At 75.6% G+C, this 21,636-nt stretch carries 19 protein-coding genes; 6 read left to right on the top strand and 13 right to left on the bottom strand.

Annotated elements, in window-relative coordinates; translation table 11 throughout:
• Positions 1-51 precede the first annotated feature (51 nt).
• Positions 52-435 carry a flagellar assembly protein FliW gene (fliW, locus tag WAA21_RS05495; RefSeq protein WP_336921761.1) on the top strand — a complete coding sequence of 128 codons (384 nt, stop codon included), beginning with the start codon at positions 52-54 and terminating at the stop codon, positions 433-435.
• A 331-nt stretch (positions 436-766) separates the two neighbouring features.
• Here fliW and WAA21_RS05490 read toward each other — a convergent pair whose 3' ends face one another.
• Genes WAA21_RS05490 through WAA21_RS05470 form a run of 5 tightly spaced genes read right to left on the bottom strand, consistent with a single transcriptional unit; the run spans position 767 to position 4,351 of the window.
• Positions 767-1,885, bottom strand: coding sequence for an SIS domain-containing protein (locus WAA21_RS05490; RefSeq protein WP_336921760.1), 1,119 nt, complete (start codon positions 1,883-1,885; stop codon positions 767-769).
• Entirely contained in the window at positions 1,882-2,130 is a 249-nt protein-coding gene (gene purS / locus WAA21_RS05485) for a phosphoribosylformylglycinamidine synthase subunit PurS (protein ID WP_336921759.1), read from the bottom strand. Before purS ends, WAA21_RS05490 begins: the two co-directional genes overlap by 4 nt.
• 10 nt (positions 2,131-2,140) lie before the next feature.
• A complete protein-coding gene (locus WAA21_RS05480) occupies positions 2,141-3,328 on the bottom strand; it encodes a hypothetical protein (RefSeq protein WP_336921758.1) in 1,188 nt (395 codons plus the stop codon).
• Entirely contained in the window at positions 3,325-3,663 is a 339-nt protein-coding gene (locus WAA21_RS05475) for a PadR family transcriptional regulator (RefSeq protein ID WP_336921757.1), read from the bottom strand. Before WAA21_RS05475 ends, WAA21_RS05480 begins: the two co-directional genes overlap by 4 nt.
• A 37-nt stretch (positions 3,664-3,700) precedes the next feature.
• Positions 3,701-4,351, bottom strand: coding sequence for a hypothetical protein (locus tag WAA21_RS05470; RefSeq protein ID WP_336921756.1), 651 nt, complete (start codon positions 4,349-4,351; stop codon positions 3,701-3,703).
• Positions 4,352-4,467: 116 nt separating this feature from the next.
• On the opposite strand from WAA21_RS05470, the gene WAA21_RS05465 reads away from it, so the two are divergent.
• Positions 4,468-5,130, top strand: coding sequence for an MBL fold metallo-hydrolase (locus tag WAA21_RS05465; RefSeq protein WP_336921755.1), 663 nt, complete (start codon positions 4,468-4,470; stop codon positions 5,128-5,130).
• Positions 5,131-5,133: 3 nt separating this feature from the next.
• Here the strand turns inward: WAA21_RS05465 and WAA21_RS05460 are convergent, their stop codons facing one another.
• Positions 5,134-6,039 carry a phosphoribosylaminoimidazolesuccinocarboxamide synthase gene (locus tag WAA21_RS05460; RefSeq protein WP_336921754.1) on the bottom strand — a complete coding sequence of 302 codons (906 nt, stop codon included), beginning with the start codon at positions 6,037-6,039 and terminating at the stop codon, positions 5,134-5,136.
• Between the two features lie 36 nt (positions 6,040-6,075).
• Here WAA21_RS05460 and WAA21_RS05455 point away from each other — a divergent pair, with 36 nt between their 5' ends.
• On the top strand, positions 6,076-7,656 hold the full coding sequence (locus tag WAA21_RS05455; RefSeq protein WP_336921753.1) for a S10 family peptidase: 1,581 nt from the start codon (positions 6,076-6,078) through the stop codon (positions 7,654-7,656).
• Position 7,657: 1 nt separating this feature from the next.
• Here WAA21_RS05455 and purD read toward each other — a convergent pair whose 3' ends face one another.
• Entirely contained in the window at positions 7,658-8,926 is a 1,269-nt protein-coding gene (gene purD, locus WAA21_RS05450) for a phosphoribosylamine--glycine ligase (RefSeq protein WP_336921752.1), read from the bottom strand.
• Between the two features lie 38 nt (positions 8,927-8,964).
• Between purD and WAA21_RS05445 the strand changes: the two genes are divergently transcribed.
• Positions 8,965-9,996 (top strand): zinc-binding dehydrogenase, encoded by a 1,032-nt coding sequence (locus tag WAA21_RS05445; protein WP_336921751.1) that lies wholly within the window; start codon positions 8,965-8,967, stop codon positions 9,994-9,996.
• Between the two features lie 70 nt (positions 9,997-10,066).
• On the opposite strand, the gene WAA21_RS05440 is transcribed toward WAA21_RS05445, so the two are convergent.
• From WAA21_RS05440 to WAA21_RS05420, 5 genes are all read right to left on the bottom strand, one after another.
• Complete coding sequence (locus WAA21_RS05440) at positions 10,067-11,380, bottom strand: multidrug effflux MFS transporter (protein ID WP_336921750.1); 1,314 nt, start codon at positions 11,378-11,380, stop codon at positions 10,067-10,069.
• Positions 11,381-11,460: 80 nt separating this feature from the next.
• The gene (locus WAA21_RS05435) at positions 11,461-12,747 is read right to left on the bottom strand and encodes an adenylosuccinate synthase (protein WP_336921749.1); all 1,287 of its coding nucleotides are present in this window, start codon (positions 12,745-12,747) and stop codon (positions 11,461-11,463) included.
• A gap of 106 nt (positions 12,748-12,853) precedes the next feature.
• Complete coding sequence (locus WAA21_RS05430) at positions 12,854-13,861, bottom strand: NAD(P)/FAD-dependent oxidoreductase (protein WP_336921748.1); 1,008 nt, start codon at positions 13,859-13,861, stop codon at positions 12,854-12,856.
• A gap of 301 nt (positions 13,862-14,162) precedes the next feature.
• Positions 14,163-14,627, bottom strand: coding sequence for a DUF3151 domain-containing protein (locus tag WAA21_RS05425; RefSeq protein WP_336921747.1), 465 nt, complete (start codon positions 14,625-14,627; stop codon positions 14,163-14,165).
• Complete coding sequence (locus tag WAA21_RS05420) at positions 14,624-17,293, bottom strand: SpoIIE family protein phosphatase (protein WP_336921746.1); 2,670 nt, start codon at positions 17,291-17,293, stop codon at positions 14,624-14,626. The genes WAA21_RS05425 and WAA21_RS05420 overlap by 4 nt, the downstream gene beginning before the upstream one ends.
• Before the next feature lie 183 nt (positions 17,294-17,476).
• Here WAA21_RS05420 and WAA21_RS05415 point away from each other — a divergent pair, with 183 nt between their 5' ends.
• Positions 17,477-17,920, top strand: a complete 444-nt coding sequence (locus WAA21_RS05415) for an STAS domain-containing protein (RefSeq protein ID WP_336921745.1) — start codon at positions 17,477-17,479, stop codon at positions 17,918-17,920.
• Between the two features lie 63 nt (positions 17,921-17,983).
• On the opposite strand, the gene fbaA is transcribed toward WAA21_RS05415, so the two are convergent.
• Positions 17,984-19,015 carry a class II fructose-bisphosphate aldolase gene (gene fbaA / locus WAA21_RS05410; protein WP_336921744.1) on the bottom strand — a complete coding sequence of 344 codons (1,032 nt, stop codon included), beginning with the start codon at positions 19,013-19,015 and terminating at the stop codon, positions 17,984-17,986.
• A 160-nt stretch (positions 19,016-19,175) separates the two neighbouring features.
• Here fbaA and WAA21_RS05405 point away from each other — a divergent pair, with 160 nt between their 5' ends.
• Positions 19,176-21,494: an HAD-IB family hydrolase gene (locus tag WAA21_RS05405; protein WP_336921743.1), complete on the top strand. Its 2,319-nt coding sequence runs from the start codon at positions 19,176-19,178 to the stop codon at positions 21,492-21,494.
• The last annotated feature ends 142 nt before the right edge of the window (positions 21,495-21,636 follow it).

The raw sequence follows: 21,636 nt of genomic DNA, 5'->3' as shown, positions 1-21,636 counted from the left end.
GCGCCCGGCAGCGCTTTGACCGGCGGTGGGGACGTGGGATTGGGTGGTGCCGTGAGCGAGGGTCGCGCGGTCCGCTTCGTCGTGCCCCTGCCGGGCCTGCCCGGCCACGTCGAGTACGCGCTCGACGGGCTCGAGGCGACGGGGACGCTGTTCTCGCTGCGCTCCGCCGACGACTCGGTGTCTCTGCTGCTCGCGGCGCCGTGGGCGTTCTTCCCGGACTACGCCCCGGTGCTGTCCGACGAGGACGTCGACCTGCTCGGCCTCGCCGGCGCGGAGGACGCCCTGCTCTTCGTGGTGCTCACCACGGCGGAGTCCGCGGCGGCCTCCACGGCCAACCTGCTCGCCCCCGTCGTGCTCAACCAGCGCACGGGCGCCGCCATGCAGGTCCTCCTCACCGGCAGCGACCTGCCCGTCCGCGCCCCCCTCGCCGCCTGACGCCCCACCCGGTCCGCGGCACCCCTCCCCTGGCCTCGCGCCCAGGCCGTACGGGTGTCGTCGGCCGGTGGTGGGCGGCCCGGCGAGGACCGGGGTGGGGGTGCGCACGCTCTCGACGAGGGCTGGGTCCGGCCCGTCGACACGCCGACGCCGCCGTTCCGGAGCCAGCACTCGTGCCCGCGCGACGAGTGCTGGCTCGTGGACGCCTCCGACGGCGTGTCGCACGTCCCGAGCCAGCCCACGTCGTGAGCGCGCGGACCCCCACTCAGGTACGGGGCGGCGGCACGGCGCGAGGCGCCCGCAGCCGGCCCTCGCCGGCCGCGGGACCGGGTCAGGCGTCGGTGCGGGTGACCTTGCGCAGGCCGCGCGGCGCGTCGGGGTCGAGGCCCAGCACGCGGGCGGCGCGCTCGATGGCGAGCTGCATCGGCACGACGAGGCCGAGCGGGGCGAGCGCCTCGGGCAGGCGCGGGCCGGCGACCGGCACGTCGACGGCGTCGGCGAAGGCCGCGTCCCCGCCCACGCCGACCGTGCGGGCGCCGCGGGCCCGCAGGTCCGAGGCGAGCTCGGTCATCGCCCCGACGAGGGGGCCGTCGCCGGCGCTCACGAGGACGGCGAGCACGTCGTCGTCGACGACGGCGATCGGCCCGTGGCGCAGGTCGGCGTACGACAGGCCGCGCACGGGGCGCAGGCACGTCTCCTCGAGCTTGAGCGCGACCTCGAGCGCGGTGCCCATGGCCATCCCGCGGCCGCTGACCAGTGGGTGCCGCGACGCGCTGAGGGCGGCGGCGGCCTCGTCGACGCCCTGCTGCTCGTCGACGAGGCGCTCGACCTCGGCCGGCACGCGCGCGATGTCGGCGTCGAGGGCGGAGGGGTCCGGGGCCAGCGCCGTGCCCAGCACGACCATGGCGGCGAGCTGCGAGAGGTAGGACTTCGTCGCCGGCACCGCGAGCTCGGGCCCGGCCTGGGTCTGCAGCGCGAGGTCGGCCGTGCGCAGCAGCGGTGAGCCGGGGACGTTCGCGACGGCGACCGTCGCGGCGCCCTGCCGGGCCGCCCACGCCTGAGTCGCGACGATCTCCTCGGTCGCGCCCGACTGCGACACGCACACGACGAGGGTGTCGTCGAGCGCGAGGGGCGCACCGGCCGGGCGGCCGTCGTCAGCCGGCGGGCCGTAGTGGGTGGCGAGGCTGGGGGCCGCGAGGGACGCGACCACGCCGGCGTGCGCGCCGAGCAGGTAGCGGCCGTAGACGGCGGCGTTGTCGCTGGAGCCGCGGGCGACGAAGAGCACGTGCCGGCGTCCGGCGAACATCCGGCGCAGGTCCTGGCGCAGCGGCAGCAGCGCGTCGAATGTGGCGGCCACCGCGTCGGCCTGCTGGGCGACCTCCCGCGCCATGTGGGTCTGCCGCTCGGCCGCCGTGCCGGCCCCCGTCCGCGACGCCCCCGAGCCGCTCACCCCTCGACGACCCGGACCGCGACGACGTCCTCGATGACGGGGTTGCTCAGCAGCGTCTCGGCGGCCTCGCGGACCCGGGCGAGCGTCGCCTCGTCGGTGTCGTCGACGGCGACCTCGAAGCGCTTGCCCTGCCGGACCTCGCCGAGCCCGTCGACGCCCATGCGCCCGAGCGCCTGCGTGATCGCGGTCCCCTGCGGGTCGAGGATCTCCGGCTTGGGCATGACCTCGACGACGATGCGCGGCATGGGCGCGAGCCTATCGGCGGGCGGGCGAGCCGGTCCCCGCCGCCGGGTCGTCGTCGACGAAGGGCTCGAGCGAGGGCAGTGCCGGGTAGGGCCGAGGCGGGTCCACGAGGACGGTCGTACCGCCCAGGACGCCGAGGACGTCGTGCAGCGCCGGCGGCGGGGCGGGCCGAGCGGCCAACGCTCCCCTGGTGCGCAGGTGCACGGAGGGCAGGGCGAGCAGCAGGAAGGTGACGGGAGCAGCGGGGACACCGACGAGGAAGTCATAGCCCCCCAGCCCGTCGGCGAAGGCGAAGCTGCGGCCGAAGAGGAGGACGAGAGTGATCTGCACCGCGGTCCACGGCCCGAGGACAGCCACCACGAGGAGGAGGACGCGGACCACGACAGGCGGCGCGGCGACCCGGTGCCGCCACGGCTGGTCGGGGCGCTCCGCGACGCGAGGACGGGACAGCACGGTCACGGTCACCGCGGCCACGAGTCCGGCAGCCAGGGGCAGCAGCAGGAGCGTGTCCCCGGCCTGCCAGTCCCGGACCCTCAGCACGACCCCGTCGAGCACGGCCGACACGACGACGCCGACCGCGACGAGTGCGGACACCCAGGCGACGACGACCGGCGCGACGAGCCACCGACCCCACGACCAGCGGGTGGTCGTGCTGAGGACCACCGACGGATCATGCCGCACCCGGTCGGCGGTGCGGTGGGGGGCGAGCAGCGCGGCCTGCCGTTCGTCTCTACGAGGGCGTCCCCAGGAGAAGCGGTCGCCCACGGCTCCTAGGAGGAGCGCCACGGACCACACCGCGGCGGGCAGCCACCACCACCAGCCGCCGCTCCGTGCGTGGGGCGCAACGAAGACAGCGAAACCTAGGAACTGCCAGCTCCACAAGGTCGACCACAGTCCGTAGAGGCGTCCCGACAGGTCGTCGAGCGCCCAGCCGACGTGCGCCTCCGGCATCCGTGAGAACCCGAGCCTCCACAGGAGCCACACGACGAAAGGCGGCCGGTGCCGCAGCCGCCACGCCACCGCCGAGCGCAGCAGGTCCCAGCGGGCGGCAGCACCGAGCGTGGCCGCACCGTCGGGCCGGGTGTCGAGGAGCACCCCCACGACCTCGTCCTCGCGGGCCGCGCGCCACCGTGGCGGGAAGGCGCGCAGCCACTGCCTGGCCGACCGCTCGTAGGCGTCCTCGGACGCCTGTCCCCTCACGCCTGTCCCCCGACCGCGCCGGGCGCCGCGACGAGCCGTCGGCGCACCGCCGCCGTGACGTCCTCGCGGCGAGCCGTCTCCGCCTCGAGCAGGGCGGTCCCGTCGTCGGTCAGCCGGTAGTAGCGCCGCAGGCGCCCACCGACGCGCTCCTCGCCGTCGTCCGCCACCAGGCCCTGCGTCGACAGCCGGTCGAGCGCGCCGTACAACGTCCCCGCCCCGAGCGCGACGCGGCCGTCGGTCAGGGTCGAGACCACCCGCACGACGTCGTAGCCGTGCCGTCGGCCGCCGGCGAGAGCCGCCAGCACGAGGTACGGCACGTCGCCGAGGGGCGTCACGACCGGCAATGTATCGCCGGGCGATACATCGGCACCATCACCCGGTCGGGTGGACCCGCCCCCGACCGTCCGCGAAGAACGCCGCCACCCCGGCGACGTCCGGCACCTGGTCCCACGTACGGGCGGCGCCGAAGGGGGCGTCGAAGAAGGTGTCGTCGACCGGGGAGTGCGGGCCGACGTAGGCGTACGGGGCGGCCGAGAAGCCGTCGCCGGGCGAGACGCCGTAGTTGACGCCGTCGACCGTAACGGCGAGGTCGAAGTGCTCCGGCCACAGCACGGCCTCCGACTCCGGCGCGAAGGTGACGAGCGCGGCGGCGCCGACCGCGAACCACTCGAGCACCGCGACGGAAATGCCGGCGTCGACGCGGGCGGGGTCGTCGGACCCGACGGCCGCGTGGTCGGTGTAGACGCCGTCGGGCACGCCGGGCTCGACCCCCACGCGACGACCGACGTCCGCCAGCGAGAGCGACCCGTCGAGCGGCGCCTCACCCGCCGGACCGACCACCCGGTCGCCGAGCAGCCGCACCGCCGGGTCCCGGACGGTCCCGATCGCCCCCGGGGTGACCCGCAGGCGGATGGTGCCGCTCGCCCGGTGCTGCGGCCCGGCGAGCACGTGCTCGACCACCCCGTGCAGCACCTCGACCGTCGTGCGCAGCTCGTCGCCGCCCGGGCGGGGGGTGTCGCTCACCCCAGGAGTGCAGCACCGCCGCGTCACCCGCCGCAAGGGACGCGCCGCGGTCCGAGGGTGCGCCGGTCGGCCGTCCGCGACGTGCACGCCGTCCGAGCCGGGTGTAGGACCGGTGCGTGCGCGTGACCTCCCTCGGCCACTCCTGCCTGCTCGTCGAGACGGGCGGCGCCCGGGTGCTCCTCGACCCCGGCGCCTTCTCCCCCGACGTGCCCGGGTCCCTCGCCCGCCTGCTCGGCGACGCGCCGCTCGACGCGGTCCTCGTCACGCACGCGCACCCCGACCACTGCGACGCCGACGCCGTCCGCACGCTCGTCGGGCAGCACGACGGGCTCCGGGTGCTCGCCGAGCAGGGCGCGCACGACGCCCTCGCGCAGGCCGGCGTCACCGCCGACCTGCTCGCGGTCGGGGACCGGGTCGACCTCGACGGGCTCGCCCTGGAGGCCGTCGGCGGGCAGCACGCCGTCATCCACGACGACGTGCCCCGCATCGGCAACGTCGGCGTGCTGCTGCGCGGCGACGGCACGACCGTGTTCCACCCGGGCGACTCCTACGGCACGACGCCGGACGGCGTCGACGTGCTCGCCGTGCCGCTCAACGCACCGTGGGCGGCGGTGAAGGAGACCGTCGAGTTCGTCCGCGCCGTCGCGCCGCGCGTCGCCCTCCCGGTGCACGACGCGCTGCTGCGCGAGGACCGGCGCGAGGTCTACCTCGGCCACGTGCGCCGGCTCGGCGGCGCCGACGTCCACGACCCGGTGACGGACGGGCCCTGGGAGGGCTGAGACCTACAGGTCGGCGCCGGTGAGGCGCCGGTACACCTCGCGGTACCCCGCGGCGGTCCGCTCCACGACCTCCTCCGGCAGCGGGGGCGGCGGGGCGTCCCCGGCGCGGTCCCAGCCGGACGCCGGCGACGTCAGCCAGTCCCGCACGACCTGCTTGTCGAGGCTCGGCTGGGCGCGCCCGGGGCGCCACCGGTCGGCGGGCCAGTAGCGGCTGGAGTCCGGCGTCAGCACCTCGTCGCCGAGCACGAGCCGCCCGTCGCCGCCGGGCACGCGGCCGAGCTCGAGCTTGGTGTCGGCGACGATGACGCCGACCCGCTCGGCCACCTCGACGGCGCGCGCGTAGACGGCGAGGGTCACCCGCCGGAGCTCCTCGGCGGTGTCGCGCCCCACCGTCGCCACCACCTCGTCGAAGGTGACGTTCTCGTCGTGGTCGCCGAGGGCCGCCTTGGTCGCCGGCGTGAAGACGGGCTCCGGCAGCCTCGACCCCTCGAGGAGACCGTCGGGCAGCGGCACCCCGCACACCGCGCCGTGCGCGCGGTAATCCGCGGTCCCCGAGCCCGACAGCCAGCCCCGTGCGACGCACTCGACCGGCACCATGTCGAGGGCGCGGACGACCACCGCCCGGTCGGCCACCTCCGGCGGCGGCGGCGCGTCGACGAGGTGGTTGTCGACGAGGTCGGCGAGCTGGTCGAACCACCAGCGCGACAGCGCGGTCAGCACGGCGCCCTTGCCCGGTACCGGGGTGGCGAGCACGTGGTCGTACGCGCTCACCCGGTCGCTCGCGACGAGGAGCAGCACGTCGCCGGCCGGGTGCGGCGTCGCGGGCGCGTAGACGTCGCGGACCTTGCCGGAGAACCGGTGCGTCCAGCCGTCGAGGACGGGCGCGGCGGGCAGGGCGGGGGCGGGCACCTGCGCGATCGTAGGGCGCTTCCTAGGGTGTGCCGGGTGAGCGAGCAGACGGCGGACGGCCGGGTCGGGGACGCGGGCGGCGACGAGCAGGGCCCGACGGGCGGGACGCAGGACGAGCAGCGGGAGCCGGCCACGGGTCGCGACGGGCAGGAGGCGACGACCGTCCTGGCCGAGGAGCCGAAGGACACGCTCACGACGACCGAGCACACGCTGCAGGCGGAGGACGGCCCGCTGCGCTACCGCGCGCGGGCGGGCCGGCTCGTGCTGCGCCGGGAGACGACGGGTGAGAAGGGCTTCGAGGGGCACACGGCCGTCGCCGAGATCGGCGTGACGAGCTACGAGGTGCTCGACGACGCCGGCCTCCCCGACACCGCCCGGCCGGTGACGTTCGTGTTCAACGGCGGGCCCGGCGCCTCGAGCGTGTGGCTGCACCTGGGCGTGCTCGGCCCCCGCCGCGTGCTGCTGGGGGACGCGCCGGACCTCGCCCCGCCGCCCGGCCGCCTCGCCGACAACCCGCAGACGCTGCTCGCCGAGACCGACCTCGTGTTCGTCGACCCGGTGTCGACGGGCTTCTCGCGCGTGCGCTCCGGCCGGGACGCGAAGGAGTTCCACGGCTTCACCGGCGACGTCGAGTCCGTCGCCGAGGTCATCCGGCTGTGGACCACGCGCAACGACCGCTGGCTGTCGCCGAAGCTGCTCGCCGGGGAGTCCTACGGGACGCTGCGCGCGGTCGCCGTCGCCTCGCACCTGCAGCAGCGCCACCACATGGCCGTCAACGGCATCGCGCTCATCAGCATGGTGCTCGACATGGGGACCATCCGCTTCCACCACGGCGACGACCGGCCGTACGTGGCGTTCCTACCGACGTACGCCGCCCTGGGGCACTACCACGGGGTCGCCGGCCGGGGCGTGCCGCTGCGCGAGCACGTGGCGGCCGCGGCCGAGTTCGCGCGCGGGCCGTACGCCGCCGCACTGGCCGCCGGGTCCCGTCTCGCCGACGACGAGCGCGCCCGCGTGGTCGCCCGCGCCGCGGAGCTCACCGGGCTCAGCGAGGACTACCTCGACCGGGCGGGGCTGCGGGTGGAGCACCAGCGCTTCTACGCCGAGCTGCTCCGGCACGAGAAGAAGGTGGTCGGTCGGCTCGACGGCCGCTTCGTCGGCACCGAGGACGACGCCGTGCACGAGCGGCCGAGCGTCGACCCGTTCATCACCGCGACGGGCGGGCCGTACACCGCGGCCTACCTGCACTACGCCGCCACCGAGCTCGGCTACCGCAACGACCTGCCGTACAAGGTGCTGAGCGAGCTCGTGCACCCCTGGAGCTACAAGGAGTTCGAGGGCCGCGCGGTGAGCGTCGCGGAGGACCTGGGGGCGCTCCTGCGCCGCAACCCGCACCTGCGGGTGCACGTGGCGTGCGGCTACTACGACGGCGCGACCCCGTTCGCGGCCGCCGAGGACACCGTCGCGCAGCTGCGGGTGCCGCGCGAGGCGCTGGACCGGGTGGAGACGGCGTACTACGAGAGCGGGCACATGATGTACCTGCACGAGCCGTCGCGGCTGCAGCAGTGCGCCGACCTCAAGGCGTTCGTGCGCCGGTCGGTCGGGGCCGAGCGGTAGGTCAGACCCCGGCGGCGACGTCGAGGCGCAGCTGACCGCCGGGGACGTGCACCTTCTCCACGGCCTCGTACGCGCGCTCGCGGGCGGTCGCGACGTCCGGACCCGTGCCGACCACGGTGAGCACGCGCCCGCCCGCGGTCCGGACGTGGCCGTCGTCGTCGAGCGCGGTGCCCGCGTGCAGCACGTGCGCCCCCGGCACGGCGGCGACGTCCTCCAGTCCGAGGACGGCGTCTCCCGTGCGCGGCTGCTCGGGGTACCCGGGCGCGGCGACGACGACGCCGACCGCGGCGTCCGCGGACTCCACGAGGCCGCCGAGCACCCTCACGTGCTCCGCGAGCCGACCCTGGGCGGCGGCGAGGAGCAGCGGGGCCAGCGGGGTGCGGAGCCGGGCGAGCACGACCTGCGCCTCGGGGTCACCGAGACGCACGTTGAACTCCACCACCCGCACGCCGGCGTCGGTGAGCGCGAGGCCGCAGTAGAGGATCCCCGTGAACGGGGTGCCGCGGCGGTCCATCTCCACGAGCACGGGTCGCGCGACGGTCTCCACGACCTCCTCGACGAAGCCGTCGAGCAGCCACGGCAGCGGCGAGTAGGCGCCCATGCCGCCCGTGTTGGGACCGAGACCGCCGTCACGCAGCCGCTTGAAGTCCTGCGCCGGCGCGAGCGCGACGACGTCGCGGCCGTCGCACACGCAGAACACCGAGACCTCGGGGCCGTCGAGGTACTCCTCGACGACCACCCGCCCGCGCGGCTGCGACAGGCACGCGCGCGCGTGGCGCAGCGCGGTCTCGCGGTCGTCGGTGACGACGACGCCCTTGCCGCCCGCCAGCCCGTCGTCCTTGACCACGTGCGGCGTGCCGAGCTCGTCGAGCGCCGCCTCGACCGCGCCGAGGTCGTCGCACACGACCGGACGCGCGGTCGCGACGCCCGCGGCGGCCATGACCTCCTTCGCGAAGGCCTTGCTCGCCTCGAGCCGCGCGGCCGGCGCCGAGGGCCCGAAGCACGGGATGCCGGCGGCCCGGACGGCGTCGGCGACACCCGCGACGAGCGGGGCCTCGGGTCCGACGACGACGAGGTCCGCCTGCACGCCGACCGCGAGCTCGGCGACGCCGGCGATGTCGGCGAGGTCGTGGTCGCGGCACTCCGCGCCGGCCGCGGCGATGCCGGGGTTGCCCGGCGCGGCCACGACGTGCTCGACGCCGTCCTCCGCCAGCAGAGACCGGACGATCGCGTGCTCCCTGGCACCGGACCCGAGGACGAGGACGCGCACGAGGAGCGAGGCTAGCGGTAGGGCCGTACGGTCGCCGCGTGCGTGCCACCGTCATCCACTCCGCCCGCGACGTCCGCTCCGAGACCCGGCCCGACGCCGAGGTCGAGGGGCCGACCGACGCCGTCGTCCGCGTGCTCGCCGCGTGCGTGTGCGGCTCCGACCTGTGGCCCTACCGGGGCGAGAGCCCCGTCGAGCGGCCGCGGCCGATCGGCCACGAGCACGTCGGGGTCGTCGAGGCCGTCGGCGCCGACGTGCGCGACGTGCGGGTCGGCCAGGTCGTCGTGTCGCCGTTCACGTACTCGTGCGGGCGCTGCGCGCACTGCCGGGCCGGCGTGCAGACCTCGTGCGTCGTGGGCGGCGGGGTGAACGGCTGCCAGGCCGAGCTCGTGCGCGTGCCGCAGGCCGACGGCACCCTCGTGGCCGTCGACGGGTTCTCCGCCGACGCGCCGCCGCCGGACGACGTGCTCCGGGACCTGCTCGCGTGCAGCGACGTCATGGGCACCGGCTGGCACGCGGCCCGGGCCGCGGGCGTCCGCGAGGGTGCGACCGTCGTCGTGGTCGGCGACGGCGCCGTCGGACTGTGCGGGGTGCTCGCCGCCCGGGAGCAGGGCGCCGCCCGCATCGTGGCGATGAGCCGGCACGCCGACCGGCAGGCCCTGGCCCGGGGCTTCGGCGCGACCGACGTCGTCGAGGAGCGTGGCGAGGCCGGCGAGCAGGCGGTGCTCGACCTCACCGACGGCGTCGGCGCCGACGCGGTGCTCGAGTGCGTCGGCACCGCGCAGGCGATGACGACGGCCTTCGCGGTGGCCCGGCCCGGCTCGACCGTCGGCTTCGTCGGGGTGCCGCACGGCGTCGAGGTGCCGGTGCGGCAGATGTTCGGCCGCAACGTCGGGCTCGCGGGCGGGGTCGCCTCGGTGCGGGCGTACCTGCCCACGCTGCTGCCGAGGGTGCTCGACGGCTCGCTGCGACCGGGCGCGGTCTTCGACACCGAGCTCCCGCTCGAGCAGGCGCCCGAGGCCTACCGGCGCATGGACGAGCGCGAGTCCGTCAAGGTGCTGCTGCGCCCCTGACGACGGCCACGTCGCGCCACCACCCCTGCACCGCAGCCCTGGTGGCGACCGGGCGGGACGAGGTACAGGGTCAGGCGCTGAGCGCGTCCGCCGGGTCGCGGTCGGGCTCCCGCACGAGCACCGCCATGCCGGCGGAGGCGGCGAACAGCACGGCCATGAGGGCCGTCATGGTCGTGGGCGTGACGGTGCCGAAGGCCGAGGCGAGCGGGCTGATGGCGCCGCCGGCCGCGAACTGGATGACGCCGACCAGGCCCGAGGCCAGCCCGGCCCGCGCGGGCGGCTGACCGCTCAGCACGTGGGCCGAGGCCGCCGGCATCGCCATGCCGACCACGCCCATGGCGACGACGAGCCCGGCGATGAGGACCGGCAGCGGCGGCAGGCCCGTGCTGGCGGCCGCGATCGCGACGCCGCCGATGGTGACGGCACCGATGACCGGCGCGCTGCGCAGCACCGTCAGCAGCCCGAGGCGGGCCACGAGCCAGCTCGACATCTGGCTGCCGGTGATGAGCGACACCGTCACGAGGGCGAACACGAGGCCGTACGACAGCTGCGAGAGGCCGTACTCCTCCTGCAGCACGAAGGACGAGCCGTTGATGTAGACGAACAGCCCGGAGAACGCGAGCGCGGCGACGAGCGCGGGCGCTATGAAGTCCCGGTCGACCAGCAGCCGGCCGTACTCGCGCCCGAGCGAGCGGACGGGGACCGGCCGCCGCTCCGAGGCGGGCAGCGTCTCCGGCAGCAGCATGAAGGTGACGCACGCGAGCACGAGGCCCACGACGGCGAGCACGACGAAGACGCCCCGCCAGCTCGTGACCTCCAGGACGAGCGAGCCGAGGAAGGGCGCGACCATCGGCACCGCGCCGACCACGAGGAACAGCCGCGCGAAGGCGCGGGCGAGGTCCTGCCCGTCGGACAGGTCGCGCAGCACGGCGCGCGCGGTGACCATGCCCGCCGACACGACGAAGCCCTGGACGAAGCGGCCGACGGTCATGAGCTCGAGCGTCGGCGCGAGCGCCACGAGCAGCGACGAGACACCCCACCCGGCCAGTCCGACCACGACGGGCAGCCGCCGGCCGACCCGGTCCGCGACCGGGCCGATGACGAGCTGTCCGAGCGCGAGGCCGAGCACGCACGCGGTGAGCGTGAGCTGGATCTGCGTCTCGGCGACGCCGAACTCCTCGGCCAGCGTCGGGTACGCGGGCAGGTAGAGGTCGATCGTCAGCGGTCCGGCCGCCGTGATGACGCCGAGCAGGACGAGCTCGCGGACGCCGAGCCGGGAGAAGAACCCGGTCGCGGGCCGCCCGCCACGGCGGACGGGGCCGCTGCGGCGGCGGGGACCGGCGGGGGCGCCGGCGGGGGCGTGGGTGGAGAGGTCGGTACGCACTAGTTAGCGAGCGTAACAGTTAGCCTCGCTACCGACAATCCGGAGGCCGTCCGCCCGATGGCCGCGCGCGACCGACGCGCTCAGCCCAGCAGGTCGTGCCGGACGACGGTCTCCTCACGGCCGGGGCCGACGCCGATGGCGCTCATCCGCGCCCCGCTCATCTCCTCCAGCGCCAGCACGTAGCGCTGCGCCGCGGGCGGCAGGTCGGCGAAGTCGCGGACGCCGCTGATGTCCTCCTGCCAGCCCTCGAGGTGCTCGTAGACCGGTGTCGCGTGGTGGAAGTCGGTCTGGGAGGCGGGCATCTCGTCGTGGCGGACGCCGTCGACGTCGTAGGCGACGCACACCGGCACCCGCTCGAAGCCCGTGAGGGTGTCGAGCTTCGTGAGGACGAAGTCGGTGACGCCGTTGACGCGGGCGGCGTAGCGGGCGATGACGGCGTCGTACCAGCCGCAGCGCCGCGGGCGACCCGTCGTCGTCCCGTACTCCCCGCCCACCTCGCGCAGGCGCTCGCCGTCCGCGTCGAAGAGCTCGGTGGGGAACGGTCCCTCGCCCACGCGCGTCGTGTACGCCTTGACGACGGCGACGACGCGGTCCACGCGGGTGGGGCCGATGCCGCTGCCGGTGCACGCGCCGCCCGCCGTCGCGTTGGACGACGTGACGAAGGGGTAGGTGCCGTGGTCGACGTCGAGCAGGGTGGCCTGCCCGCCCTCGAAGAGCACGGTGCGCCCGGCGTCGAGGGCGCGCCCGAGCTCCAGCGCGGTGTCGGCGACGTACGGGCGCAGCCGGTCGGCGTGCTCGAGCAGGGAGTCCGCGACCTCCTCGACCTCGAAGGCGCGGCGGTTGTACACCTTGAGCAGCAGGTGGTTCTTCTGCTCCAGCGCGCCCTCGATCTTCTGGCGGAGGATCTTCTCGTCGAAGAGGTCCTGCACGCGGATGCCGACCCGGTTGATCTTGTCGGCGTACGCGGGCCCGATGCCGCGGCCGGTCGTGCCGATGCGCTGCTTGCCGAGGAAGCGCTCCGTCACCTTGTCCAGCGTGCGGTGGTACGTGGTGATGACGTGGGCGTTGCTCGACACGAGCAGGCGCGAGGTGTCGACCCCGCGCGCCTCGAGCCCGTCGATCTCGGTGAAGAGGACCTCGGGGTCGACCACGACGCCGTTGGCGATGACGGGCACGACACCCGGGCTGAGGATGCCCGAGGGCAGCAGGTGCAGGGCGTACTTCTCGTCGCCGACCACGACGGTGTGCCCGGCGTTGTTGCCACCGTTGAACTTCACGACGTAGTCGACGCGCGAACCGAGCGCGTCGGTGGCCTTGCCCTTGCCCTCGTCGCCCCACTGGGCACCGATCAGGACGATGCCCGGCATCCGGTGGGTCCTTCCGTCGTCGTTCGCTCGTGCGGTCCGCGACGACCCCCGCCGCGCCGGGTCGAGGGTAGTGCAGGCGCCGGACGCGGCCCGGCGGAGCGGGCGCTCAGGCCGCGAGCCGCTCGGCGAGCTCGTCGCCGAGGCGGTGCCCGGACAGCCACGCAGCCTCCACGCGGGAGCGGTCGCCCCACGCGTCGCCGCACACCCCGACGACGCCGGCCGCGTCGAGCGCGAACGGCGGCGCGGGCCGCGAGCGCGACGGGCTCGCGAGCGACCAGCGGTGGGCGCGCGCCCACTCCGGCTCCGGCACGGGCGCGACCCGGCCGAGCACGCGGCCCAGCTCGTCGAGCACGGGCTGCACGGCCGAGGGCGGGTCGTCGAGGCAGCGTGCCGCGAGCACGCCGGTCGTGTGCGCGACGAGCACGGGCGCGTCGTCGCCGCGGCGCCGCCCGTCGTCCGCGACCCAGTCGAGCACCGCGGAGCCCTCGACGAACACCCCGTCAAGGTCGGGCCACCAGCGCTCGGTCCAGGCCGCGTACACCGCCACGGAGGGGCGCCAGTCCCACGTGCCCTCCCCCAGCAGCGCGTCGGCGTGCTCCGCCGGGAGCAGGTCGCGCGCCTGGGGGTCGGGCACCGCGAGCACGGCGGCCCGGTAGCGCTGGCCGTCCACGCGGACGCCGTCGGGCTCCGGCACCACGTCGACGACGTCGTGCGGGTGGACGACGTCGAGGCCGGCCGCGAGGTCCTCGACGAGGCCGCGCAGCCCGTCCCGGCCCGCCCACCGCACCGGGCCGACCTTCGTCCCCACGAGCCGGGTGCCGTCGGACAGGTGGAAGGTGTCGGTCCACGGCCGGGCGAGGCCGCGCCCGTGCCAGTCGTCGACGACGGCGCGGAAGCCGTCGTCGCGCACCGTCAGGTACGACGCGCCGGTGTCGACGACGTGGCGACCGACGACGGTGTCGACGGTGCGTGCGCCCATGCGGCCCCCGAGCCGGTGGCCCCGGTCCACGACCCGGACCGGGACGCCCGCGTCGCGCAGGCGCCGGGCGCACGCGATGCCGGAGATCCCGGCCCCGACGACGAGGACGGTGCCGGAGGTGTCAGCCAGGGCCACGCCGCACAGTCTGTGGGCGCCCGGCCGCGACGGCACCCCGGGCGCGGCGAGGTTGCGACCGGGTCGCAGGTGCGGCCCGACCGGGGGGGAACCACGACACTCCGGTCACGATGAGGGAGTCGGCTTCACGCCGGGGCGGCGGCACGTCACACTGGGCGCGCGCCGGTGCGCTGCGAGGTGGCCGGCGGGTGGTCCCGAAGGGGTCCGGGACCGCCGGGGGCCGCGCCGCCGTAGGCGCGCGGCCCCTCAGCCCCCCGACCCGTCGCAGCTCGCCGGGACGCACCGGGGCCCGGAGGCGGGCTCAGGCGAGCGACGGGTCGCCGTCGAGGAGCAGGTCGCGCAGGCGGGCGACCTCCTCGGCCTCGCCCACGTGCTCGGCCGCCCCGGCCAGCGCGCGCACGCTGCGCAGGTAGCCGCGGTTCGGTGCGTGCTCCCACGGCACCGGGCCGCGGCCCTTCCACCCCGAGCGGCGCAGCGCGTCCAGGCCGCGGTGGTAGCCGGTGCGGGCGTAGGCGTACGCCGCGACGGCGTGGGCGAGCCGCTCCTCGTCCCGTCCGGCCGCGCGCGCCTCGTCCGCCGCGGCGAGCTCGCCCTCGGCGAGCACGGCCCACGCGAGGCTCGAGGCGGGGTGCGCGGCGGCGACGGAGGCGACGGGCCGGCCGCGGCCGAGCTCGCCCTCCGCCGGCTCGTGGAGCTCGGCGGGCAGGTAGGTGGGGGCGGGGCCGCCGAGCAGGTCGTGCGCGGGACGGCCGGGCGGGGTGCTCACGTGCGTTCCTCCAGGGTGGTGTCGTCGGCGGGGTCGTCGGCGGGGTGGGTCCCCTCATCGGCCCCGATGCGCCCGTGCCGGGCGCCGGCGAGGGTCTCGTCGAAGGGCAGCTGCGCCCACACGAGCTTTCCGCTGCGGGTCGGGGACCAGCCCCAGCGGGCGACCTCGGTGACGACGTGCAGGCCGTGACCGCCCTCGCCGAGCGGTCGCGCGGGCACGAGCCGGGGCGGCTCCGGGTTGCCGTCCTCCACCTCCACGCGCAGGCCGGTGCCGGTGTCGAACAGCCGCAGCTGCACGACCCCCCAGCCGTGCAGGACGGCGTTGGCGACGAGCTCGGACACGACGACCTCGGCGACCTCGGCGCGGGGGACGCCCCACATCGCGCACGCGCGCAGCGTGGCGTGGCGGGCCTTGCCGACGCTGCTGGGGTCGCTCGGCAGCTGCCAGCGCCGCTGGCGCGGCGCCGCGGCCCGGGGCGGGGGCAGCTCGGTGACCTCGTGCGGCACGCGGATCACGACGACGGCGGTGTCGTCCTCCGGGGAGTCGCCGAGCTCGGCGAGCAGGTGCTCGCCCACCCCCTCCGCGGACCGCTCCTTCGTACCCACGAGGACCTCCTGCAGGCGGGCGAGACCCGCCGACATGGGGCGCGAGCGGCGCTCGATGAGGCCGTCGGTGTAGGCGACCACGACGTCGCCCGGCCGCAGCCGCACCGTCTCGGACTGCCGCGGGCCGTCGAGCAGGCCGATGAGGGTGCCGACCGCGTCGTCCAGCGGCTGCACGCGGTACCCGCCCTGGCCGGTGGGGGTGCACAGCAGCGGCGGCAGGTGCCCGGCGGAGGACCACGACAGGTCCCACTCGCCGTCGTCGCGGCGGTGCAGCGACATGAGCACGACCGTCGCCATGCGGGCCATGCCCATGCCGCTGGCGAGGTGGTCGACGCGCATGAGGACGCTGCCGGGGTCCTCCAGCTCGTAGGCGTAGGACCGCACGACCGAGCGCAGCTGGCCCATGGTCGCGGCCGCCTCGACGTCGTGGCCGACCACGTCGCCGACCACGACCCCGGCGATGTCGTCGGCGATGGGCAGCAGGTCGAACCAGTCGCCGCCGACCTGCGCGTGGTCGACGTTCGGCCGGTAGTGCGCCCACACGTCGAGCCCGGGGATGCTCGAGCGCTCCGGCAGCATGGACCGCTGCAGGGTCTCGGCGAGGGAGTGCTCGCGGGCGTACAGGCGCGCGTTCTCCAGCGCGAGGCCCGTGCGGCGGGCCGCGACGCGGATGAGCTTGCGCTGGTCCTCGTCCGCGGTGAGCGCCGCGGCGAGCTCGTCGTCGTCGCCGCCCCCGAGGCCCACGAGCAGCACCGCGATGACGGGCCCGCGTCCCGCGAGCGGCAGCGCGACGTACCGGCCGCCCACCCGGCCGGCCACGGTCTCGGCGTACCACCCCGTCACCGAGCCGGTGCGGTACGGCCGCCCGAGGTCGACGACGACCTCCTCGACGGAGCCCTCGAGGACACCGCGCAGCGGGTCCTCCACGGCGACGTCGTCCGGCGGCGGACCGACCCGGCGCTGGGCGCCGACGAGCTCGGGCAGCCCGGGTCCGGACGCGGCGACGACCTCGGCGCTGCGGTCCAGCTGCAGCACGGCCGCCCACGGCGCGATGGTCTCGGTGAGGACGCGCGCCAGCCGGGTGAGCGAGGCGGTCGAGTCCAGCTCGATGACGGCGTCGCTCACCCGGTCCAGCAGCACGAGGCCCGCACGGGCGCGCTTCTCGGCGGCGAGGGCCTCCTCGCGCTGCTCCTGCACGAGCACGCGCTCGGTGACGTCGGCCTGGACGCCGACGAAGTTGACGACCTTCCCGTCCGCGTCGAGCACGGGGCTGATCGACACCTGGTTCCAGAACGCCGTGCCGTCCTTGCGGTAGTTGAGGAGCGTCTCGACGATCGGCTCGCCCGCCTCCAGGGCCGACCGGATGCGCCCGACGGCCTCGCGGTCGGTGTCCGGCCCCTGGAGGAAGCGGCAGTTGAGGCCGAGGACGTCGTCGGCGTCGTACCCGGTGGTGCGCGCGAACGCGGGGTTCACCCACACGAGCGGGTTGTCCGGCTGGGCGGGGTCGGAGATGGTGAAGGACAGGTCGGTGGCGATGACGGCGCGGTCCCGGATGGCCGCGGCCTGGTGGCGCGCCTCCTCGGCCGCCCGGTCGACGGCGTCCTGCTCGTCACGGGCGCTGGCCCTGGAGTTGCCGGTGAGCCGCATGAACACGAGCAGGGCCCGGTTGCCGAGCTCGGCGCCGAGGGGGAAGCCCGTCACCCAGATCGGCCCGACGACGTCGTCGACGGCGACCCCACCGGCGGCCTCGGTCTGCCGGTCCTGCTCGTCGCCCGCGGCGTCGGAGGCCCGCGCCGACTCCCGCCGGATGAGCTCGCCCGCGACGGGCTCGCCCCGCGCCACCCGGGACAGCGGACCGTCGGTCGCGGCGAGGTCCTGCCCGCTGGGGTCGACGAGGCCCGCGAGGCGGCCCCACTCGTCGACGCCGAGGGGCAGCGGGTGGTTGCCGGCCATGGCGACGGCCTTGAGGTTCGCGTACTCGACCCGGCTGGTGTCGAGGTCGACGACGACCACTGCGGCGTCCGCCTCGTGCATGACGCGCGGCAGGTGGTTCAGGGCCACGCCGGCTCCTTGTCCTCGTCCGAGCAGGGGAGGCACACCACGGCTCCGCGTGGTCCCGTCGTCACCCCTGGCGCCCGGTCGGCGCCCGGACCCCCGGCAGTCTCCCCGTCTTGCTAGCGTGCGCGCAACGCGCGGTACGAGCCGCCTGCGTGACCGCCGGGGACGACAGCGAGGGAACTGCCGATGACACCGGACCACGAGACCGGCGCGACGTCCGCGCCCGGTGGCCCGTCGGGCGGCACGGACCGCGGTGGCGCGCTCGGGCCGACGGTGCGACCGGTCGACCCGGGGTCGGTCCACGTGCTCTTCGAGCCGGACGCGACGCGCGTCGTGCTGACCGGCGAGATCGACGCCGAGCTCGGACCGGACCTGCTCGAGGCCGCGGAGGACGCGCTGTCCACGACGCGGCCGGTCGAGGTCGACGCCCACCTCGTCACCTTCATGGACTCCACGGGCGTCGCGTTCCTCGCGCGGCTCGCCTCGCGCGCACCTCGGCGGATCGTGCTCATCGAGCCGCCCGACGTCGTGCAGTTCCTCATCGACACCACGCGCATCTCGTCGCTGCTCGACGTGCGCCGCGGCGGTGAGGACGCCTCCGCGACCGGTACGGACGCCGCCCCCGAGTGAGGCGGCGGGGAGGCCGGAGCCTCCCCGCCGCGTCGAGCTGCCGAGCGGCCGCGCCGGCCTGCGTCAGCGGATGCGGGTGCCCGCGCTGCGCAGCGCCTGGCACGCCTCGACGACGCGCTCCGCGAGGCCGGTCTCGGCGGCCTTGCCCCAGGCGCGGGGGTCGTACATCTTCTTGTTGCCGACCTCGCCGTCGATCTTGAGGACGCCGGAGTAGTTCGTGAACATGTGCTCGACGACCGGGCGCGTGAACGCGTACTGGGTGTCGGTGTCGATGTTCATCTTGACGACGCCGTAGTCGACGGCCTCGCTGATCTCCTCCGGCAGCGAACCCGAGCCGCCGTGGAACACGAGCAGCGCGGGCTTGCTGCCGGCGGACTGCCCGAGCTTCTGGGCGATGGCGTCCTGCGCCTGCTTGAGGATCTCCGGGCGGAGCTTGACGTTGCCCGGCTTGTAGACGCCGTGCACGTTGCCGAAGGTGAGGGCGGCCATGTAGACGCCCTTCTCGCCCGTGCCGAGCGCGTCGACCATGGCGATCGCGTCGTCGGTGGTCGTGTAGAGCTTGTCGTTGATCTCGTTGTCGACGCCGTCCTCCTCGCCGCCGACGACGCCGACCTCGATCTCGAGGACGACCTTCGCCTCGGCGCAGTCGGCGAGCAGCTGCTCGGCGATCTGGAGGTTCTCGTCCAGCGGCACCGCGGAGCCGTCCCACATGTGGGACTGGAACAGCGGACCCATGCCCTTGGACACGCGGTCCTTGCTCGCCGCGAGCAGCGGCCGGACGAAGCCGTCGAGCTTGTCCTTGGGGCAGTGGTCGGTGTGCAGGGCGATCTGCACGTCGTAGGCGCGGGCGACCTCGTGCGCGTACTGCGCGAGCGCGGTCGCACCGATCACCATGTCCTTGACCGTCGGGCCGGACAGGTACTCCGCGCCGCCGGTGGACACCTGGACGATGCCGTCGGACTCGGCCTCGGCGAAGCCGCGGATCGCGGCGTTGAGGGTCTGCGAGCTCGTGACGTTGATGGCGGGGTAGGCGAACGCGCCGTCCTTCGCGCGGTTCAGCATCTCGGCGTAGGACTCGGGGGTGGCGATGGGCATCGCGACGCTCCTCGTGGGGGTGGGGTGCGGGTCGGGTGCTCCGGCGCGACGGCGGGGCGGTGTGCCCCGCGTCACGCTGCGCGGCGATCCTCCCACGCCCTGATCGGGCGGCGGGCGGCTGCCTCAGGGGCTGGTCCGGTGCAGGTGGTTGGATGCCGGGATGCGCCTGGCCGACCGTCTCGCAGGGAAGCGGATCCTCCTCACGGGGGTGACGGGCTTCGTCGGCGAGGCCCTGCTGCACAAGCTGCTCGTCGCCGTCCCGGACTGCACGGTCGTCGCCATGGTGCGGCCCAAGGCCGGCCAGCCCGCCGAGGACCGCGTCGCGAAGCTCCTGCAGAAGCCGATCTACGCCGAGGTCGACGACGCGGTCAAGGCGCGCCTGGAGACCCTCAGCGGCGACCTGTACGACGTGCCCGCGCTGCCGCGCGACCTCGACGTCGTCGTTCACTGCGCGGGCGACGTCAGCTTCGACCCGCCGATCCAGACGGCGTTCCAGACCAACGTGAGCGGCGTCAAGGGCCTGGTCGACCGGGTCGTCGAGGCCGCGCGGGGCGAGGACGGCACGTACCGGCCCCTGCACTACGTCCACGTCTCCACCGCCTACGTCGGCGGGCGCCGGCGCGGGCCCGTCATGGAGACCTCGGTCGAGCACTCCGTCGACTGGCGCGCCGAGCAGGCCGCGGCCGAGCGGGTCGCGGCCCGCATCGAGGACACCTCCCGCACCCCCGCCGTCCTCAACCGGCTCTTCACGAGGGCGGAGAAGGACCACAACCGCGCAGGGCCGCTCACCGTCGCCGCCGACGCCGAGCGCCGCCGCACCGAGTGGGTCACCGAGCAGCAGAAGGCCGCCGGCGGCGAGCGCGCCCGCACGCTCGGCTGGACCGACGTCTACACGATGACGAAGGCGCTCGGCGAGCGCGTCGTGGAGGAGGTCGCGGCGCCCGTCCTGCCGACGACCGTCTACCGCCCGAGCATCATCGAGTCGGCCCTCACCACGCCCCACCCGGGCTGGATCGAGGGCTTCAAGATGGCCGACCCGATCATCCTCGCGTACGGCCGCGGCGAGCTGCCCGAGCTGCCGGCCGCGCCGGACTCGGTCATGGACATCGTGCCGATCGACCTCGTCGTGAACTCGATCATCGCGGTCGCCGCGACCCCGCCGCCGGTCGGCCAGCCCGCCTACGTCCACCTCGCCTCGGGCGCGCGCAACCCGCTGACGTTCCGCGAGCTGTACGCGCACGTGCGGGAGTACTTCGCGCGGCACCCCTTCGACATGGACGCCCGCGGTGCGGTGCGCCTGGCGGAGTGGCGCTTCCCGGGCGCGCGGATCGTCGAGCGGGCGCTCGCGACGGGTGAGCGCGCGTACGCGGTCGCCGAGGGCGCGCTGTCGCTCGCGCCGCGCAGCGACCGGGTGCGCGGCTGGGCGCGGTCGCTCGACACCCAGAAGCGCCGCCTCGACTTCCTGCGCCGCTACATGGACCTGTACCGCGCGTACACGCAGGTCGAGCTGTACTTCGTCGACGACCGGATGCTCGCGATGCACGAGGCGCTCGACGAGGCCGACAAGGAGGTGTTCGGCTTCGACACCGCCGTCGTCGACTGGCAGCACTACCTCGTCGACGTCCACTGCCCGGCGGTCACCAAGGCGGTCCGCGACTACGACGTCATCCGCAAGAAGCGCAACCGGCAGGGCGGGCCGGCCCCGCGCGTCGTCGCGCCGCGCGACCCCGCCGAGCCGGTCGACACCGACGCGCCCCCGGTGCTCGCGGTGTTCGACATGGACGGCACGCTGCTGAGCAGCAACATCATCGAGACGTACCTGTGGGTCCGCCTGCCGGAGCTGTCGCCGGCCGGGCGCGCGAAGGAGCTCGCCGCCGTGGCCGCGCGCCTGCCGCTGTACCTGCGCGCCGAGCGGCGCGACCGCGGTGCCCTCATCCGCAGCGCGTACCGCCGCTACGCGGGCGCGGACCTGCGGGCGCTCGAGGAGCTCGTCGACGAGACGCTCGCCCCGCACGTGCTCGAGCGCGTGAGCGGCGCGGCGATCCGGCGGGTGCGGGAGCACCGCGCGGCCGGGCACCGAACCGTCCTCATCACGGGCGCCGTCACGCCGATCACGCGGCCGCTCGCGCCGCTGTTCGACGTCATCGTGTCCGCCGAGCTCGACGTCGACGCCCGCGGCCGGTGCACCGGCTTCCTCAAGCGGCCGCCGCTGGTCGGCGAGGCCCGCGCGGCGTGGCTGCGCCGCTACGCGGGCCAGGTGGGTGCCGACCTGTCGAAGGCGTACGGCTACGCCGACAGCCACTCCGACCTGCCGATGCTGCAGGCCGTCGGCAGGCCGACCGTCGTGAGCCCCGACGTCACGCTGTTCCGCGAGGCGCGCAAGGCGCGCTGGCCGATCGAGGAGTGGCGGACGGCCGGGCGCGCGCCGCGGCTGCAGCTGCCGAGCGTCGACACCTCGCAGGCCCACCTGCCGGGCTGAGGGGCGGGCCTGCGGGCGACGCATGTACCGGCGGCCCCGTTACGGCTCGGTGAAATAGGCCTGACACCGGGCTCTGTGGGCGTCGGTGCGCCCTAGCGTGCGGGGTCTCGGGACGAGCCGTGGCGACCGCCGCGCCCGCCCG

It is taken from the genome of Aquipuribacter sp. SD81 (genome assembly GCF_037153975.1).
Lineage (GTDB): Bacteria > Actinomycetota > Actinomycetes > Actinomycetales > JBBAYJ01 > Aquipuribacter.
Note: the sequence above shows the minus strand (reverse complement) of the source record. Positions and strands in the feature narration are given on the sequence as shown.

What these genes read in the sequence shown, in the direction of transcription:
- purS (WP_336921759.1), bottom strand. Translation starts at nt 2,130, where the DNA reads ATGCCGCGCATCGTCGTCGAGGTCATGCCCAAGCCGGAGATCCTCGAC.
- WAA21_RS05435 (WP_336921749.1), bottom strand. Translation starts at nt 12,747, where the DNA reads ATGCCGGGCATCGTCCTGATCGGTGCCCAGTGGGGCGACGAGGGCAAG.
- WAA21_RS05415 (WP_336921745.1), top strand. Translation starts at nt 17,477, where the DNA reads ATGACACCGGACCACGAGACCGGCGCGACGTCCGCGCCCGGTGGCCCG.
- fbaA (WP_336921744.1), bottom strand. Translation starts at nt 19,015, where the DNA reads ATGCCCATCGCCACCCCCGAGTCCTACGCCGAGATGCTGAACCGCGCG.
- WAA21_RS05405 (WP_336921743.1), top strand. Translation starts at nt 19,176, where the DNA reads ATGCGCCTGGCCGACCGTCTCGCAGGGAAGCGGATCCTCCTCACGGGG.